Origin of the sequence: Snodgrassella sp. CFCC 13594 (assembly GCF_001590725.1) — a bacterium.
Classification (GTDB): domain Bacteria; phylum Pseudomonadota; class Gammaproteobacteria; order Burkholderiales; family Neisseriaceae; genus Snodgrassella.
Window position 1 is genome coordinate 258,597 of sequence record NZ_LQXR01000002.1, and the last position, 16,445, is coordinate 275,041.

Here is a 16,445-nt window from a genome sequence, read left to right on the forward strand (position 1 = left end):
AGTATAGCCGATCACTCTCCTGTCGTTAAACCATATTGTCTCAGCCACTGCTGCCAACTGAGTCCTAGTGCATCTTTAGCAGAAATTTGTGGCGTTGATACGGGCCATTGAATGCCCAGTTCAGTATCGTCCCATTTCAAGCAGCCTTCGTCTTCAGGGTGATAGTAATCCGTACATTTATAAACGACATCGGCGATTTCGCTCAAAACCACAAAGCCATGTGCCATACCTGGTGGCAACCAGCATTGAGTGTGATTATGTTCGGAAAGTGTCACACCAAACCAGCGACCTAGAGTAGGGGAATCGTGCCGGATATCTACGGCCACGTCGAAAATGGCACCTCGAATCACACTAACGAGCTTACCTTGCGGATGCTTGTGTTGAAAGTGCAATCCGCGCAGCACATGCTGGTGTGAGCGGGAAGTGTTGTCTTGTACAAAAGTTTCAGGCAAGCCGGGCACGGCCCGGTACCGTGCTTCATTAAATGTTTCCCAAAACAGACCGCGGTCGTCAGTAAACACCGCAGGCTGAATCAATGATACGCCTGGTATCGGCGTGGATAGGATTTGCATGGCTGAAATTAAGATGATAGTCCTTGGCGCTCGGCGGTATTGCTGCGCATCAAAATAGGTTGCCACCAGTCGCGGTGATCAAGATACCATTGTACGGTTTGGCGAAGCCCTTGCACAAAGTCATATTTTGGCTGCCAATTCAGTTCTTGTTGGAGAGTTGCGGCATTCAGTGCATAGCGCCAATCATGGCCTGGGCGGTCGCTTACATGCGTAATGAGCTGGGAGTAGCGTTGAATAGCGCCTAGTTTGTTGTCATGAGGCAAAGGACAAAGCTCATCCAAAACCGCACATACTTTGTGTACGATCTCCATATTACACCATTCATTTTGGGCACTTACAGCATAGTGATGCCCACATTGGCCGTGATTGAGTATCAGCCATAAGGCACGCACATGGTCGTCAACATGCAACCAATCGCGAATTTGTGTACCTGACCCGTAAATGGGTAGGTTTTGTCTTTGCAGTGCGCGAATAATGGTCAAGGGAATCAGTTTTTCTGGAAATTGGCGGGGGCCATAATTGTTGCTGCTGTGGCTAATCAGCGTAGGCAGGCCATACGTGCGGTGCCACGCTTGCACCAGATGGTCGGCACTGGCCTTGCTGGCTGCATATGGGCTGCTAGGGTGGTATGGGCTATTTTCGGTAAATGGCTGATCTATTTCGCCTAAATCGCCAAATACCTCATCAGTGGATACGTGTAAAAATCGAAAATTTTGTTGCTGATTTTCTTCCATTTGGCGCCAATACTCGCGCGTGGCTTCTAGCAGCGTAAATGCACCCACAATATTGCTTTGTATAAATGCAGCAGGTGCATCAATGCTGTGATCAACGTGGCTTTCTGCGGCCAGGTGCATCACTGCTAGGGGTTGGTGCTGCCGAAATAAGGTACTTAAGATCTGTTTATTGCATATGTCCGCTTGAATGAAAGTATAACGCGGATTGGATACTGCATCAGCAATGGACGTCAGCTGCCCTGCATAGGTGAGTTTATCTATGTTAATGATGTGCATGTTTGTATTGGCTAATAGATAGTGTATTAGCGCAGAACCAATAAAACCGGCTCCGCCAGTCACAAACACCGCTGAATTTTCAGGCAACATGGCATGCTCTCATTTCTTGGTTCAGCATTATAACGCAACGCTTGATTGTCTTACTGCGCGATCATTTGTGCTGATTCATCAATATCAATAGGTTCTAGCTGCTGCGGGGATAAAGGTACTGATATTTGATTTTTTATAGCATGAGTTCACTTAAATCAAACAAGCCGCCTGAATACGAATTTATTACATGCTAAAATTATTCCTTCATCTATTAATAAATCCAAATAAATTTGCAAGCACGGGACGGTGTGTATGAAAAAACTGATGTGGTTGTTGTTTAAAAGCAATCTGATTGGCCGGATGTTTGTGTGCATCGCCATTGGTGGTGCCATTGCAGCTTTTTTCCCTGAATTGGGTAATAAACTGGAATTTTTGGGCAAGGTCTTTATCCAGTCACTGCGCGCTGCGGCGCCAGTATTGGTCTTTGCACTGGTCATTTCTTCTATTGTGAATAATAAATTTGAAGATGCCTCCAGTATTAAATCGGTGGCTTGGTTGTATGCCATTACCGTGTTGATTTCCGCTTTGCTGGCATCGACGGTCAGCTATTTGTATCCGCTGCATCTGGTGATGGACATCCCCCCCGCAACGGAAAAACCACCCGAAGGCGTGGCTGAAATCTTGAAAAACATTGTATTGAAATTCGTGGATAACCCGATCGACGCATTGGCTACCGGTAATTTCTTGAGTATTTTGGTGTGGGCAACCGCTTTAGGTATTGCCTTGCGCCGCAGCAGTGAAGCCACCAAGGAAATGATTAAAAATGGTTCGGATGCCATTATTTGGGTAGTGCGTTTGGTGGTAGCCATTGCACCATATGGGGTGCTGGGCTTGGTGGCTTCGCACTTCACCAGCGATGGTTTGGCCAAATTGCAAAATTATTTGCAATTGATTGGGGTGCTGCTGGGGTTGATGATATTTGTAGCTTTGGTGGTCAATCCGTTTATTGTGTTTTTGAATTTTCGCAAAAATCCTTATCCGTTGGTGTTTATGTGTTTGCGGCATAGTGGCATTACCGCGTTCTTTACCCGTAGCTCTGCTGCCAATATCCCGGTGAATATCCGATTGGCTGAGCGCATGCAATTGCCTGAAGAAATTTATTCGTTGTCGATTCCGTTGGGCGTAACCATGAGCATGAATGGTGCGGCCATCACCATCACAACCATGACCATGGCCACAGTCCATACTTTGGGCTTGGATATCAGCTACATGCAAACTGTGTTGCTGAGTATCTTGGCTACAGTATGCGCCTTGGGTGCTTCTGGCGTACCAGGTGGCTCCTTGTTGCTGATTCCCGTGGCGTGCAGCATGTTTGGTATTGACCCTGCTGTAGCGGCGCAGGTGGTGGCCATTGGCTTCGTAATCAGTGAAATTCAGGATTCGGCAGAAACCGTATTGAACTCGTCCAGTGATATGTTGTTTACATCAGTGGTGTCATTGAAAAAACAAGGTCGCGATCCGAGTCAAATTACACTGTTGCCTGAATAAATTGCGTGTTGATTTGAAAAGTGCCCCGTATTTTTGCGGGGCATTTTGTTGATGAGATGTGCCGGCTCGCCTGCATGACTTGCATTTAGCTGCTTTGGCCGCATGCTAGCTACATCGGCTTATGTAAGAAAGGATGCATCATGGCGATTCCTGTTTCAGTGCTGAATTTAGTGCCTCGTCGGGCGGGAGACAGCACGGCAGAGGCCATTGATAACATGGTGCGGCTGGCGCAGGCAACCGAAACTATGGGTTACCAGCGTTATTGGATTGCAGAGCACCACAATATGCCCAGTGTGGTGAGTTCGGCCACCCAAATCCTCATTGGCCATACTTTGGCGCACACACACAATTTGCGCGTGGGCTCGGGTGGCGTGATGCTCCCCAATCACAGCCCGCTAATGGTGGCTGAACAATACGGTACCTTGGCTACAATGTACCCCAATCGCGTGGATTTGGGATTGGGGCGAGCACCCGGAACGGACCAAATGACAGCCGCCGCTTTACGTCGACAAGCACGGGATGTGTCGTTGAGTTTTCCTGACGATGTGCGCCAGTTACAGCGTTATTTGAGTGCAACCGACAAGCAGGGGTTTGTGAAAGCTTATCCCGGAATCGGCACACAAGTGCCTTTATACATTCTAGGCTCCAGCACAGAAAGTGCGTATTTGGCCGCAGAGTTGGGGTTGCCCTATGTATTTGCAGCCCATTTTGCGCCACGCTTTCTGGATGAGGCTGCTGCGATTTACCGTCAACAGTTTAAGCCTTCTACGCAATGTCTTGAACCTTATTTTATTTTGTGCGTGAATGTGGTGATGGCGGCTACAGATGAGGAAGCCGCATTTCTACAAACATCTCATTGGCAATCGGTTTTGGGGTTGGCACGCAATGACCGCCAGCCGTTACAGCCGCCAGTGGAGCGTATGGATGGATTGTGGCAGGCGGATGAGCAGGCCTTTGTGAGAGGATTTACAGCCTGTACATTGCGAGGCAGCGAAAATACGGTCACCGCAGCATTGTCTGAATATCGGCGATCCTACCAGCCGAATGAAATTATGGCAGTCACGTATGTGTATGACATGGATAAAGAAATCGAATCTTATCGACTTTTCAAAGCCGTAGCAGATCAGGCTGCCTGATGAGTAAAGACCTCAGTAATTTAAGGGCTTAAAACAAATAAAACAATATGTTATTTGTTTTATATCAAAATTACATATGAAAAAAGCTATCATTTAAGCAGATATTTAGGTTGAGGTGGGTTTAGAATAGCTCCTTCATATCGATGCACTGGGAGATTGGGCATGAGTAAGGAAGTATTGAATGTTTTTGTGGGTTGCGATCCCAATAATTGTGATCTTGAGCAAATGATGGTGGTTGATTACAGTATTCACAAAAATACCAGCGTACCGGTAAAAATTCATTGGATGCAACTGAGTCATGACCCCAAGAGCGTGTGGTACTCTGATCCTCAAACTGGTGCTGGTTGGCACACGGAGAAATGGGCGACACCTTTTTCTGGGTTCAGGTGGGGGATTCCTGCAGCATGTAATTATGAAGGGCGTGCAATTTATATGGACGCCGATATGATTGTGCTGGCCGATTTGGCTGAATTGTGGCGCCACCCTATCGAAGGGGAGGCCATTGTGGCTGCTAAAGAAGTGCATGATCATGCCAAAGGCAAGCGCTTTACCCGCTTGTGTACTTGTGTTTGGGATTGCGCTAAAGCCAAGGACAAACTACCAAATTTGGCTACATTGCGTGCAAATCCAAGTGCTCATCAGGAATTAATGGCCAAGCTGAAACAGCACCCTGAGTGGGTACAACCATACACAGAAGCATGGAATTGTGTCGATGGAGAAGGTTTGCCCATTGAGCAAATGAAAATTCTCCATTATTCAGACATGGGAACCCAGTTTAGCCATAAATATTCCATACCACGCCTAAAGGCAGCTGGCCAAAAACATTGGTTTGATAGTGATATTTTGCCGCACCCGCGCAAAGACTTAGTTGAATTGTTTGATCAGTACTATCAAGAGGCACTGGATGCAGGCTATAAGCTGGAAAATTATGCTGTAGTGCCTTTTGGTGCCTTCCCAAAAGCATCTCAAGCTGGTTATACCGGAAATGAAGTAACGCGAAAGCAAAAGGAAAAATCTTGGTTGTCGCGAACTTGGAATCAATTACGCGGCAAGGCTTAATCCGTAACTGAACATTGAGGTTGCAGAGCTGGCTTCACGAAGCAAGTGGCTGAATGGCGCATCTAATCCATGAAGTCACTTGGTTTTCAGGCAGCCGTCTTTGTATTGATTATGGCAGGCGTGTTGTTTTTTTGAAACCACGACAGTTCTTCACGTAGTTTGACAACTTCGCCAATAATCATCAATGCGGGCGTGGGTGCGTCAGCAGCCAGAGAAGGTAAGTCGCTTAGCTGACCTGTGCGTACACTCTGGTTGGCCATGGTGCCTTGTGAAACCACTGCAACTGGCGTGTTGGCTGCTCGACCGTGGGCAATGAGTTCTTTGCTGATGTACTCGGCTTTAATGGTGCCCATGTAAATCACCAAGGTCTGATGCCCACGCGCCAGTGTGTGCCATTGCATATCATCGGCATCGAGACGCAAGTGTCCAGTGATGAATAAGGCGGTTTGAGCATAGTCACGATGGGTTAACGGGATACCCGCATAGGCTGTGGCACCCAAGCCAGCAGTCACACCGGGCACGATACGAAAAGGGATGCCCGCTTTCACCAACTCTTGGCATTCTTCAGCGCCGCGGCCAAAAACAAATGGATCACCACCTTTGAGGCGTACCACACGTTTGCCTTGCCGCGCGTAATTAACCAATAGCCGATTAATTTCTTCCTGTTGTGTTTGATGTGCGCCAGCACGTTTGCCTACGTTAATTTTCTCAGCATCTCGTCGCACCAATTCCAAAATTTCTGCAGAAACCAAGGCATCGTACAGCACTACATCGGCTGCCTGCATGGCTTGGAGGGCATTTAAGGTCAACAAGCCCGCATCTCCCGGCCCCGCACCCACCAAAGTGACTTCGCCTTGCTTCAGCGGTTGGTGTTGTTGCAATTGTTGGTGCAATACGGTTTCAGCTGCGCGATGATCCCCACGGGCAACATGGCTATCAAAATCACTCGCAAACAACCGTTCCCAAAAGCGGCGCCGCTCCGTAAGGTTGTGGAGTTTTTGCTTGACTACCGCGCGAAAGCGGCCAGCCAGTGCTGCAGTTTTGCCAATATGTTGAGGCAGTAGGGTTTCGATTTTTTGGCGCCACAGCCGCGCCAAAACGGGTGCTGCGCCGCCGCTGGAAATAGCCACTTGTATGGGGTGGCGATCAATGATGGCAGGCACAATAAATGAACATTGCGCTGGATTGTCAACACTGTTACAAAATTTACCAGCTGCTTCGGCTGCCTGAAACACTTCAGTATTTAACGTAGCATCATCAGTAGCCGCTACCACCAAAAATACGGTGTCCAATAAATGGCTGGCAAACGTATTGCCCGCATTTTGGATGAGCCCTTCATCCAGCCAATTTTTAAATCGTGCTGACCATTGGCCGGATACCGCATACACAATAGCGCCTGCTTTGAGTAAAGCTTCGGCTTTGCGCTCAGCCACATGCCCGCCACCGACCAGCAGCACAGCACGTTGATTTAAATTGGCAAATAAGGGGTAGTGGCTCATTTCAGGCAGCCTGATGATTTTATTGGTTTGCCATCATAGCGGATTGGGTGCGACCCGGAAAATAAGTGTTTTATCTAAGGTAAGCGCAAGCGGTTATATGCCCAGAAGATAGGCGCTCAAGCAATCATGTTTGCGTGTTTTGGTTATATAAAAAGAAATTTTTATTCTTTCGTGCGTGCGAAGCAGCTTGATAGTATGTGAACCGAATCAGCGTCATGCACTTTGCGTGCGCCATGAAAACGATAAAATACCGCAAACCAAGGAAGTACCCCATGTTCCGCCCTCAGCTATGGACCCCGCCACACAATGCTGCAGCCACGGCTCGCTTACCTGCACTCACGCAGGCATTGGATGATCGCCTGCTTGACATCGCAACACGGTTTTTGCGGGTCAAACTGGCATCCAGCTTGGCAGTAGAAGACATGGTGATTACCGATGCCATCGCAAGACTGAGCTTGCCCTTTGAGGTTTTTACTTTAAATACGGGTAGACTCAACGCCGAAACGCTGGCGTTGCTGCCTGCATCCCGTCTGCGTTGGTCGATTGCGATTAAAGAATATGTGCCGCATGCCGAAGCAGTGGATGAGTATGTGGCGTCGCATGGTGAAAATGCTTTTTATGATAGTGTGGACCTGCGGCGGGCGTGTTGCCGCATTCGCAAGATTGAGCCGCTAAACCGCGCCTTGGCGGATGCTGATGCGTGGCTCACGGGGCAACGGCGTGAGCAGTCGGCCACAAGAACAGAGCTGACATGGGAAGAACAGGATAAGGCACGAGGCATTGCCAAATTCAATCCAATTTTTGATTGGCATGAAACCGATGTTTGGGCATATGTAGAGCAACATGATTTACCAATTAATGCTTTATACCGAGAGGGTTATCCGAGCATTGGCTGTGAACCATGTACGAAGGCCGTGAAAGCAGGTGAGGACATACGGGCAGGACGTTGGTGGTGGGAAAGCCGAGACAGTAAAGAATGCGGGTTACACAAATAAATCGTGATGCAAGCTGCCTGAATGTTTTGGCGGATGGCGGCCTGAAAAATAACGGCATCTATAATGGTTTTATCCGTGGTGCATGAAGCAATAGGTAGCATAAACCGTTTCGTTGGGATATTGGACAAATTTAATGGGGGCAATGCCCCTGCAAATGGACAGAGCATGAGCATTCAAGATAAACATTTGGACTGGCTGGAAGCCGAGTCGATTTACATCATCCGCGAGGTGGTGGCTGAGTCGAAAAACCAGCTTTGTTGTTTTCCGGTGGTAAAGACTCCGTGGTGTTATTGGCTTTGGCCATCAAGGCATTCCAGATTCCGGGCCGCGCTTTGCAGTTGCCGTTTACGCTGGTGCATGTGGATACGGGTCACAATTATCCTGAAGTCATTGCGTTTCGTGATGAAACCGTGCACCGCACTGGCGCCAAATTGGTGGTGGGCAGCGTGGAAGAATCGATTGCTAAAGGTACCGTGGTGTTGCGTCGCGAAACCGATTCGCGAAATGCCGCTCAAGCGGTGACGTTATTGGAAACCATTGAAAAACATGGGTTTGATGCGTTAATGGGCGGTGCGCGCCGCGATGAGGAAAAAGCGCGCGCCAAAGAGCGTATTTTTTCTTTCCGCGACGAGTTTGGTCAGTGGGATCCCAAAAACCAACGCCCTGAACTGTGGAGCCTGTACAACACCCGCCTGCATCTGGGTGAAAATATGCGCGTGTTTCCGATTTCTAATTGGACAGAGCTGGATATTTGGCAATACATCGCCCGGGAACAACTGGCTTTGCCGCCTATTTACTATACGCATGAGCGTGAAGTGGTGGCACGTGGCAGTTTGTTGGTGCCGGTGACGCGATTGACGCCCAAAAAAGAAGGGGAAACCAGCGAAATCCGCAGTGTACGCTTCCGCACAGTAGGGGATATTTCGTGTACTTGTCCGGTGGCCAGTACCGCGTCCACTCCAGAGGAAATTATTGCTGAAACCGCGCAAACCACCATTTCTGAGCGCAGTGCCACCCGCATGGATGATCAGGTGTCGGAAGCGGCAATGGAAGAGCGCAAGAAAGCAGGCTATTTTTAAATGGCTGCCTGAATAGGAAATTTCCATGACGCAACGTGTATTTATCGTGCATGGCTTTGAAGGCGACCCGCACGGCAACTGGTTTGATTGGTTGGCCGCGAACATACAGGCTGCTGGCGCACAATCTTTTCAGCTCAGCATGCCCAATCCCAATCACCCAGATGCACACCAATGGCAACATCTGCTGGATGAGGCGGTGAGGACGCCGGATGAGCAAACCTTTTTAGTAGGGCATAGCTTGGGTACCATCAGTTTGCTGCACTTTCTCAGCCGCCGCCGGCCTTCGCGCTAGGTGGTTTGGTATTGGCTGCAGGCTTTGCTGATCGTCTGCCACGTCTGCCGGTGTTGGATGGCTATATTGATGAAAGCCAGCCAGATTATGTGGCGTTAGAAAAAATAGGTATGCCGGTGCGTTGTTTGATTTCCGATAACGATGATCATGTTCCGACTGAATTGAGCGTTCGCATGGCCCATGCATTGAATAGTCCGATTGATTGGGTGGCCGATGGCGGCCATTTGATGGCCAGCGATGGGTTTACAACCTTGCCAGCAGTGTGGGCAGCACTGCAGCCCATGTTATTGGGTGCGAAGGCTGCCTGAAATTTGAAAAAAGAAACACGAGAGAACACCATGAGTACTGATTCCGTATTGCGATTCATCACTGCAGGCAGCGTTGACGATGGCAAATCCACTCTGATTGGACGCTTGCTGTATGACAGCCATGCATTGCTGGCCGATCAAGTGGCCTCACTCTACAGCGGCAAACATAAGCGGACTACCGAAGGCGTGCCTGATTTTGCCCAGCTTACCGATGGCTTGGCTGCCGAACGCGAGCAAGGCATTACTATTGACGTGGCCTACCGTTATTTTGCTACGCCCGCCCGTAAATTCATCATTGCTGATACCCCGGGGCATGAACAATATACCCGCAATATGGTTACCGGTGCATCTACAGCGGATGCGGCGATCGTGTTGATTGATGCCACTCGTGTGGATTTTTCCTCCGCGCGGCCAGCGTTGCTGGCGCAAACCAAACGACACAGCGCGCTTTTAAAGTTATTGGGAACGCAGCATATTATTGTTGCCGTTAATAAGTTGGATTTGCTTGATTACAGCGAAGATAAATTCAAAGCCATTCAGGCAGCCTATCAAGAACTGGCCGAAACCTTAAAAATTGGCCAAGTGGTTTATGTGCCGATTTCGGCGCTCAATGGCGATAATATCGTGAATGCCAGCGAACACATGCCTTGGTATTCGGGCCAGCCTTTGCTGCGTGTGTTGGAACAGTTGCCGACTGATCATGGTTCGGCCACAGCAGATGTTGATGAAGCTTTGTTGCCCGTTCAACGCGTGGCACGGCAAGATGGCAGTGCAGCCGATGATTTTCGCGGCTATCAGGGCCGTTTGGAACAAGGCTGTTTATCGGTGGGTGATGCGGTGCGCATTGAACCTGCTGGTCACAAAAGCCACATCAAAGCCATTTTTGGCCCTTCAGGCAGCCTACACTCGGCCAAACCCGGTGATGTGTTGACGGTTACCCTAGACGATGACGTGGATGTGTCGCGTGGCGACAGCATCGTGGCTGCCAATAGCCGCATACATCCCACCCAAGTACTCACGGCTGCTTTGTGTTGGTTTGATGATAAGCCATTGAATCCAGCACGCCGCTATTGGTTGAAACACACTACCCAAACGGTGTATGCCAAAGTCAAAAGCATTGATTATTTATGGGATGTGCAAACACTGAGCCACACACAAAATGCCGATACCTTGAAGCTCAACGACATAGGTCGTGTTCACTTGAGTTTGCAAAAACCGATTGTGCCTGTGGCCTATGCACATAACCCAGCTGCGGGCGCATTTATCCTGATTGATGAAGCCACTAACCGTACCGTGGCCGCCGGTATGGTGGTGGAAACCGATGATGGCGGGGATTGGGCCATCTAAATTGCCCACCATTGATGCCACGCCGTGGGCATAGCAAGCATATGCCTGCGGCTTCTATCTTAATAAGTGTTATTTCTTTCTCAACCCCTGTACAAATTGGTACTATTTGCGCCGACTAGGCTGCCCGACATGTGGCCGCATGACCCTACCGAGAACAACATGACCCTACCCATTTCTCCTGAACTGACTCAGCAATTGGCCGCGCTTTCTCCCACTCAACTGGCGTGGCTCTCTGGTTATGCGTGGGCGCAAAGCCAAGGTGTGGCAGCGCCCAGTGCAGTAGTGCCGAATGGGGTGCCTACGACGCATGCCGTAGCACCTGCGCGTACAGTAACTGTCTTGTCTGCATCGCAAACCGGCAATGCCCGACGCGTGGCCGAAGAAGTTCTGGTGAAGCTGGAGAGCGCAGGTGTGAACGCCAAATTGGTTGCGGCGGGTGATTTCAAGAGCAAGAGTCTGGTTGATGAAGACATTGTGCTGTTGGTGACGTCGACACAAGGCGAGGGTGAGCCGCCTGAAGAGGCTGTGCCGTTGCATAAATTCCTCTTTGGTAAAAAAGCGCCCAATTTAAGTCGCCTGCATTTCGCGGTCTTGGGTTTGGGTGATACCAGCTATCCCAATTTCTGTCAGGCTGGTAAAGATTTTGATGCGCAATTGGCCATACTGGGCGGCACACGCTTGCTGGATCGTGTCGACTGCGATTTAGACTACCAACCTACCGCTACTGCTTGGCAAGATGCCATTACTGCTACCGTGGCTGATTTGGCCGCCCGCGCGGGCGATGTTCCTGCAGCAGCGGTATCGGTGGCAGCGGCACCGACGCAAAAATTTGACAAAGAATCGCCCTTTTCGGCCACATTGAGCGTGCGCCAGAAAATCACGTCACGCCATGCTGCCAAAGATGTCGAGCACATTGAAATTGATTTGTCGGATTCGGGCATTCAATATCAAACGGGTGATGCATTGGGGGTGTATTACCAGAATGACCCTGCGTTGGTGGCGGAAATTCTGCAACACACGCAAGTGAACCGTGATGATCTTGTCCGTTTGGTCAATGGTGAGGAAGTGCCCATTGAAACGGCATTGCGCGCGTATCTGGACATCACGCAAACCACCCCCGCTTTGGTGAAAACCTATGCGCAATGGGTGGAGCAGGCGGATTTGCGTGAGCTGGCTGCCGATGCAGCTCAGTTGAATGAATACATTGCGGATACTCCACCCGTGGGTGTGTTTGCCGATTATCCGCATGTGTTGGCCGCTCAGGGTTTGCATGATTTATTTCGCCCGCTGACGCCGCGCTTGTATTCTATTGCTTCGGCGCAAGCAGAAGTGGGGGAAGAAGTGCACATCACTGTAGGTGTAGTGCGCTTTGAACACCATGCTACTGTGTATACTGGTGGCGCCTCTGGCTATTTGGGCGCGCGCTTGGATGAAGGCGAAGCGGTGCGTGTATTCATTGAACGTAATCCTAATTTCAGGCTACCTGAAAATGGTGATACGCCGATTATCATGATTGGTGCTGGCACCGGTGTGGCACCTTTTCGCGCCTTTATGCAACAGCGAGAGGCCAATGGTGATGGTGGGGAAAACTGGCTGGTGTTTGGCAACCAGAAATTCACCGATGATTTTCTCTACCAAGCCGAGTGGCAGCAATATCGCAAAAATGGGTTGCTCCATAAATATGATTTTGCCTGGAGTCGTGAAGGCAGTGAAAAAGTGTATGTGCAGCATAAATTGCGCGAAGAAGCCGCCGAGGTATGGGCGTGGTTGCAACGCGGTGCACATGTATATGTGTGTGGTGACGCCACTAAAATGGCCCGTGATGTGGAACACGCTTTACTCGATATCATTGCGGAGCAGGGCAAACTGAGTGCCGAGGATGCTGACGACTACTTGAATGAATTGCGGGAAGACAAGCGTTATCAGCGGGATGTGTATTGATGTGGACTGGTGGTTGGTGGGTTTGCTCCAAAATCCTCGAGGTTGTGCCATATACAAAAGATAATGCACAGAGAAACGGATTGGCCATTACAATCCATATAACTCAGCATGACCATTGATGAGTCAACATCCTGAAGCCACTTCTTGAAAGAAGGGGCTTTTTTGTTTCAAACAGATAGGGCGAGATAAGGCGACCTCAATGTTTTTCAGGCAGCCTGGGTATTGGATCCATTCGCGTTCAAAACGTGGTTATGGTTAGGGATAGATTTCATGATTGGCTTGTCGGGCAAAAGCCGCTTGAAACAAATGCACTGCCGCTGCTACCTTGGCTGATTGAATGCGGTATGGGGTCACAATGTAAACAGGGATGCTGAGGATTTGCCATTCAGGCAAGAGCGGCACCAAACGACCTGCTTCTACATGTTCCGCCATTTCTCCGTCTAATTGGAAAGATACACCTAGGCCAGCCAAGGTCATGGTGGCAATGGCACCCATTTCTTGGCATGTCCAGAAATCTTCGATGCGCAGCATATAATGATCATGATCGCGGGTGAATTGACGTTGCACGGAATGGGTACTGAGCCAGCAATAGGCATGTAAGTCTTGTGGATGTTGGGCTGCCTGCACGGTGGATAAATACCAAGGAGCGGCATAAACCTGCATGTGCCAAGTGGTCAGTGGACGCACCACCATATTGGGGGTATTCAGGCAATTGCCACCGCGAATAGCAATATCCACATCACTTTGAGTTAGATCCAGCATGCTGTCTGTCATGACTAAATTGGGCGTGATGTGGGGGTAATTTTGACTTAAATCACGCAGTGCTTGGCGGAATGCGGGCGCATGGACCATGGCCGAGGGTGCTGTGATTTTCAGCGGGCCGGCTGCCTCTGTGCGGATGTTTTCCAAGGCATTTTCGGCATCGTTGAGATTTTTTAATAAGCGCGAGCAATACACGCCCAACAAACGGCCTGCATCAGTGGGACTGATGCGCCGAGTGCTGCGCTGAAAGAGCTTTACGCCGCGTTTTTGCTCTAAGCTGCTGATGTGCTGGCTTACGGCTGATGGGGTCATGCCCAGGATTTGAGCGGCTTTAATCATGCTGCCATGTTCCATGACGGCGGCAAAAGCCAATAATGATTTGATTTCAGTCATGCGCCAATGAAGGATATGATTATTAAGATGAGCTTAATAATAACATCAGTTGAATTGGGTTTATCGCAGTGCAACAAAAAAATTATAATAACGGCTGCATTTGTGTTGGCTGATCCAAGGGGAAATTTTGATCGAAAACCAAATTGCTTATTTTCCTTGCCAGGATCGGCTGCCTGAATTTTCAGGCAGCTTTTTTTTGTTGGTAAAAGGAGCTGGCTTGGGACAGTGGCTTCTGCGCCCAATTATTGAAGTGGGCATGTTGAGGCCTGCAGTACGCATCTTGCTTGGTTTGAATGCAACTGAGCTGTACTCATTATCGGGATGTAATGTTCGTTGAATGGGTCATACCGGTGTGCAATCCATGTAAAGCATCGCTCTAATCATGGAATTTTGGATGATTTGATGGGCCATGAGGGTGCTGGGAAACTCCCCTTGTTTCATTTCGGTCGCTCTTGGAGAGTTCGCAGCCATGAGGTATTGCCTATTGAAGTAGGCCAAGCAGGGCTCTAATGTCTTTTGGGGTGCATACAGAATTAAAATATGCCTTTGAAGTAAATGAAAAATTCAGTATGGATTACGCCATTTTCGTGGACTCACTATAATTTTTAATTAAAAAATATGCCGTTTGACTGAATTTTTTATAAATTTACTACTCATAGCTTAATATTTACCTTTAAGGAGTGCTAGGGGAATCAATGCATGTCGCATTTATTGGGCAGTATTGGATGCGTTTAAATATTAAAAAATCAATGTATTGGGTGATTTATTGAAATTAATTATCTGGTTTTTTAGCTGAAATCTGTTTGTAAAGCCAGATGGATTTAAATAATGAAAAATTTAAAGGATGCCTTGAATGAAAAAACGAATACTGGCGACTCCCGCCAAAAAATTGCGGAATCTGACGGTGTCTGCTCCATTGCACCAAGCCAATCGTTCTGCTGAGAATTTGTGCATACAGTGGTCACTAAAAACCATTCCCCTATTGTTGCTGGGCGCGTTTGCATTGCCAGCCTATGCGCTGAATTGCAGCAGTGGTACCGTTACTGGCGGTGGTGACCAAGCAGTGTGTAGCAATACTGTTGTCAATGAAGATATTGTTGTGGCTGCCGGCAATACACTTACTTTGAGCAACTTTCCCAACTGGGGTGTGGGGGTCAATCAAGCCAATGCGGGAAAAATTACCAATGACGGTAGCATTGTTAGTGCTGGTAGTGGCGGTGGCCGTGGGATAGGTACCAATAAAGGTTTGTCTATGGCTGGGGTAGTCAATACGGGGACCATTAATGTGTCTGGCCATGGCGTGGAACTCAATACCGGGAAAATTACTGGCTTTGAAGATACCGGTTTGTATGACGCAGGTAAAATTGCCTTATACAATTCAGGCAGCATTACAGGTACAAAGCGTTGGGAAGACAGCTCGGGATTTCGCATTTCCGGTGGCTCATCAGCAGATGGTAGCGTGGTGAATACTGCTGCAGGTTCAATTACCGGTGGGGTGTATGGTATTAATTTGGCGGGTACAGACAGTTTGCTCTCTGGAGCCGTTGTGAATGCAGGCAAGATTGAAGGTGAAGAACAATCGGGTATTCGCAATTTAGGCACCATCGATAGCGAAATAATCAATAGCGGCGATATTACCGGAGGTGAATTTGGTATCGACAATCGCAACCGCATTGTCGGCATCACCAACACTGGCACTATTCAAGGTGTTACCAAAAATGGGATTGAAAATTTCAGTACAACCGATGCTAACGGTGCCATAGATTATATTCAAAATAGCGGTAGTCAAGCTCTTATTGAAGGGGGAGTATCTGGCATCACACTGGAGGAAAGCACCGCCATAGGTAGCATTATCAATCGGGATGGGGCAAAAATTTCGGGAACGGAACAAGATGGTATTACCAATCGCGGGGTCATCACCACCGTGAACAATGGTAGTGCTATTTTAGGGGGTACCACGGGTGTTTACGTGGCCGCAACGGGCTCTATCCAATCAATCACTAATCAAGGCAGTGGTCAAATTGAAGGTGGTAAAGACGGCATCACCAATGAAGGTACGATAACCCTGGTAGAAAATGATGGTCTGATTAACGGAAGTGGCAGCAAGGAAGCCGGAGATGGTATTTACAATGGGGGTACCATTACCACTGTCAATAATCAAAGCAAAATCAAAGGGGTTACGGCCGGTGTTTATAATGATGCCTTGATAACTTCCTTAAATAATGCTGAAAATGGCACCATCAAAGGGACTTATAATGGCATTTTTAATCAGGCAAGTACCGCTGTTATTGATGCGGTGAATAACCAAGGGACGGTTGAAGCCGACACCACTGGTATTTATAATCAAGGAACCATCAACACCATTGCCAATGGTAAAAATGCTGAAATCAAAGCGAAAAAAGGCATTCACAACGCCAATACCATAGGGGTGATGAATAATCAGGGTATGATCAGTTCAACCGATGGTAGCATTG

The 16,445-nt window shown here is 48.6% G+C and carries 13 protein-coding genes and 1 pseudogene; 10 read left to right on the top strand and 4 right to left on the bottom strand.

Annotated features, from left to right (window positions below):
- Window positions 1–11 precede the first annotated feature (11 nt).
- Both rfbC and rfbB read right to left on the bottom strand, forming a co-directional pair.
- On the bottom strand, window positions 12–572 hold the full coding sequence (gene rfbC / locus A2F46_RS02975; RefSeq protein WP_066566376.1) for a dTDP-4-dehydrorhamnose 3,5-epimerase: 561 nt from the start codon (window positions 570–572) through the stop codon (window positions 12–14).
- Between the two features lie 8 nt (window positions 573–580).
- Window positions 581–1,672 (bottom strand): dTDP-glucose 4,6-dehydratase, encoded by a 1,092-nt coding sequence (gene rfbB / locus A2F46_RS02980; RefSeq protein ID WP_066566386.1) that lies wholly within the window; start codon window positions 1,670–1,672, stop codon window positions 581–583.
- A 252-nt stretch (window positions 1,673–1,924) separates the two neighbouring features.
- Between rfbB and sstT the strand changes: the two genes are divergently transcribed.
- The 3 genes from sstT (at window position 1,925) to A2F46_RS02995 (ending at window position 5,355) form a co-directional block, all read left to right on the top strand.
- Complete coding sequence (sstT, locus tag A2F46_RS02985; RefSeq protein ID WP_066566387.1) at window positions 1,925–3,160, top strand: serine/threonine transporter SstT; 1,236 nt, start codon at window positions 1,925–1,927, stop codon at window positions 3,158–3,160.
- A 140-nt stretch (window positions 3,161–3,300) separates the two neighbouring features.
- On the top strand, window positions 3,301–4,296 hold the full coding sequence (locus tag A2F46_RS02990) for an LLM class flavin-dependent oxidoreductase (protein WP_066566389.1): 996 nt from the start codon (window positions 3,301–3,303) through the stop codon (window positions 4,294–4,296).
- 162 nt (window positions 4,297–4,458) lie between these two features.
- A complete protein-coding gene (locus A2F46_RS02995) occupies window positions 4,459–5,355 on the top strand; it encodes a glycosyl transferase (RefSeq protein WP_066566392.1) in 897 nt (298 codons plus the stop codon).
- 86 nt (window positions 5,356–5,441) lie between these two features.
- On the opposite strand, the gene cysG is transcribed toward A2F46_RS02995, so the two are convergent.
- Complete coding sequence (gene cysG / locus A2F46_RS03000; protein WP_066566395.1) at window positions 5,442–6,854, bottom strand: siroheme synthase CysG; 1,413 nt, start codon at window positions 6,852–6,854, stop codon at window positions 5,442–5,444.
- Between the two features lie 233 nt (window positions 6,855–7,087).
- Between cysG and A2F46_RS03005 the strand changes: the two genes are divergently transcribed.
- From A2F46_RS03005 to A2F46_RS03025, 6 genes and pseudogenes are all read left to right on the top strand, one after another.
- Window positions 7,088–7,849 (top strand): phosphoadenylyl-sulfate reductase, encoded by a 762-nt coding sequence (locus A2F46_RS03005; RefSeq protein WP_231867688.1) that lies wholly within the window; start codon window positions 7,088–7,090, stop codon window positions 7,847–7,849.
- Window positions 7,850–8,014: 165 nt separating this feature from the next.
- Window positions 8,015–8,928 (top strand): annotated as a pseudogene (gene cysD, locus A2F46_RS03010) (sulfate adenylyltransferase subunit CysD).
- Window positions 8,929–8,953: 25 nt separating this feature from the next.
- On the top strand, window positions 8,954–9,220 hold the full coding sequence (locus A2F46_RS13395; RefSeq protein ID WP_369796301.1) for an alpha/beta hydrolase: 267 nt from the start codon (window positions 8,954–8,956) through the stop codon (window positions 9,218–9,220).
- An 11-nt stretch (window positions 9,221–9,231) separates the two neighbouring features.
- A complete protein-coding gene (locus tag A2F46_RS13400; protein WP_369796302.1) occupies window positions 9,232–9,528 on the top strand; it encodes an alpha/beta hydrolase in 297 nt (98 codons plus the stop codon).
- A 30-nt stretch (window positions 9,529–9,558) separates the two neighbouring features.
- Window positions 9,559–10,875, top strand: a complete 1,317-nt coding sequence (locus A2F46_RS03020; RefSeq protein WP_066566486.1) for a sulfate adenylyltransferase subunit 1 — start codon at window positions 9,559–9,561, stop codon at window positions 10,873–10,875.
- Between the two features lie 129 nt (window positions 10,876–11,004).
- Window positions 11,005–12,816: an assimilatory sulfite reductase (NADPH) flavoprotein subunit gene (locus A2F46_RS03025; protein ID WP_369796303.1), complete on the top strand. Its 1,812-nt coding sequence runs from the start codon at window positions 11,005–11,007 to the stop codon at window positions 12,814–12,816.
- A gap of 255 nt (window positions 12,817–13,071) precedes the next feature.
- On the opposite strand, the gene A2F46_RS03030 is transcribed toward A2F46_RS03025, so the two are convergent.
- Window positions 13,072–13,971: a LysR family transcriptional regulator gene (locus A2F46_RS03030; RefSeq protein ID WP_066566399.1), complete on the bottom strand. Its 900-nt coding sequence runs from the start codon at window positions 13,969–13,971 to the stop codon at window positions 13,072–13,074.
- Window positions 13,972–14,824: 853 nt separating this feature from the next.
- Between A2F46_RS03030 and A2F46_RS03040 the strand changes: the two genes are divergently transcribed.
- Window positions 14,825–16,445 (top strand): hypothetical protein (locus A2F46_RS03040; RefSeq protein ID WP_197457535.1); only part of this gene is annotated, 1,621 nt, incomplete at its 3' end.

Coding starts and splice junctions, on each gene's coding strand:
- A2F46_RS02990 (WP_066566389.1), top strand. CDS start 3,301: ATGGCGATTCCTGTTTCAGTGCTGAATTTAGTGCCTCGTCGGGCGGGA.
- A2F46_RS03030 (WP_066566399.1), bottom strand. CDS start 13,971: ATGACTGAAATCAAATCATTATTGGCTTTTGCCGCCGTCATGGAACAT.
- A2F46_RS02995 (WP_066566392.1), top strand. CDS start 4,459: ATGAGTAAGGAAGTATTGAATGTTTTTGTGGGTTGCGATCCCAATAAT.
- A2F46_RS03025 (WP_369796303.1), top strand. CDS start 11,005: ATGTGGCCGCATGACCCTACCGAGAACAACATGACCCTACCCATTTCT.
- cysG (WP_066566395.1), bottom strand. CDS start 6,854: ATGAGCCACTACCCCTTATTTGCCAATTTAAATCAACGTGCTGTGCTG.
- A2F46_RS13395 (WP_369796301.1), top strand. CDS start 8,954: ATGACGCAACGTGTATTTATCGTGCATGGCTTTGAAGGCGACCCGCAC.
- rfbC (WP_066566376.1), bottom strand. CDS start 572: ATGCAAATCCTATCCACGCCGATACCAGGCGTATCATTGATTCAGCCT.
- A2F46_RS03020 (WP_066566486.1), top strand. CDS start 9,559: ATGAGTACTGATTCCGTATTGCGATTCATCACTGCAGGCAGCGTTGAC.
- rfbB (WP_066566386.1), bottom strand. CDS start 1,672: ATGTTGCCTGAAAATTCAGCGGTGTTTGTGACTGGCGGAGCCGGTTTT.
- A2F46_RS03005 (WP_231867688.1), top strand. CDS start 7,088: ATGAAAACGATAAAATACCGCAAACCAAGGAAGTACCCCATGTTCCGC.
- sstT (WP_066566387.1), top strand. CDS start 1,925: ATGAAAAAACTGATGTGGTTGTTGTTTAAAAGCAATCTGATTGGCCGG.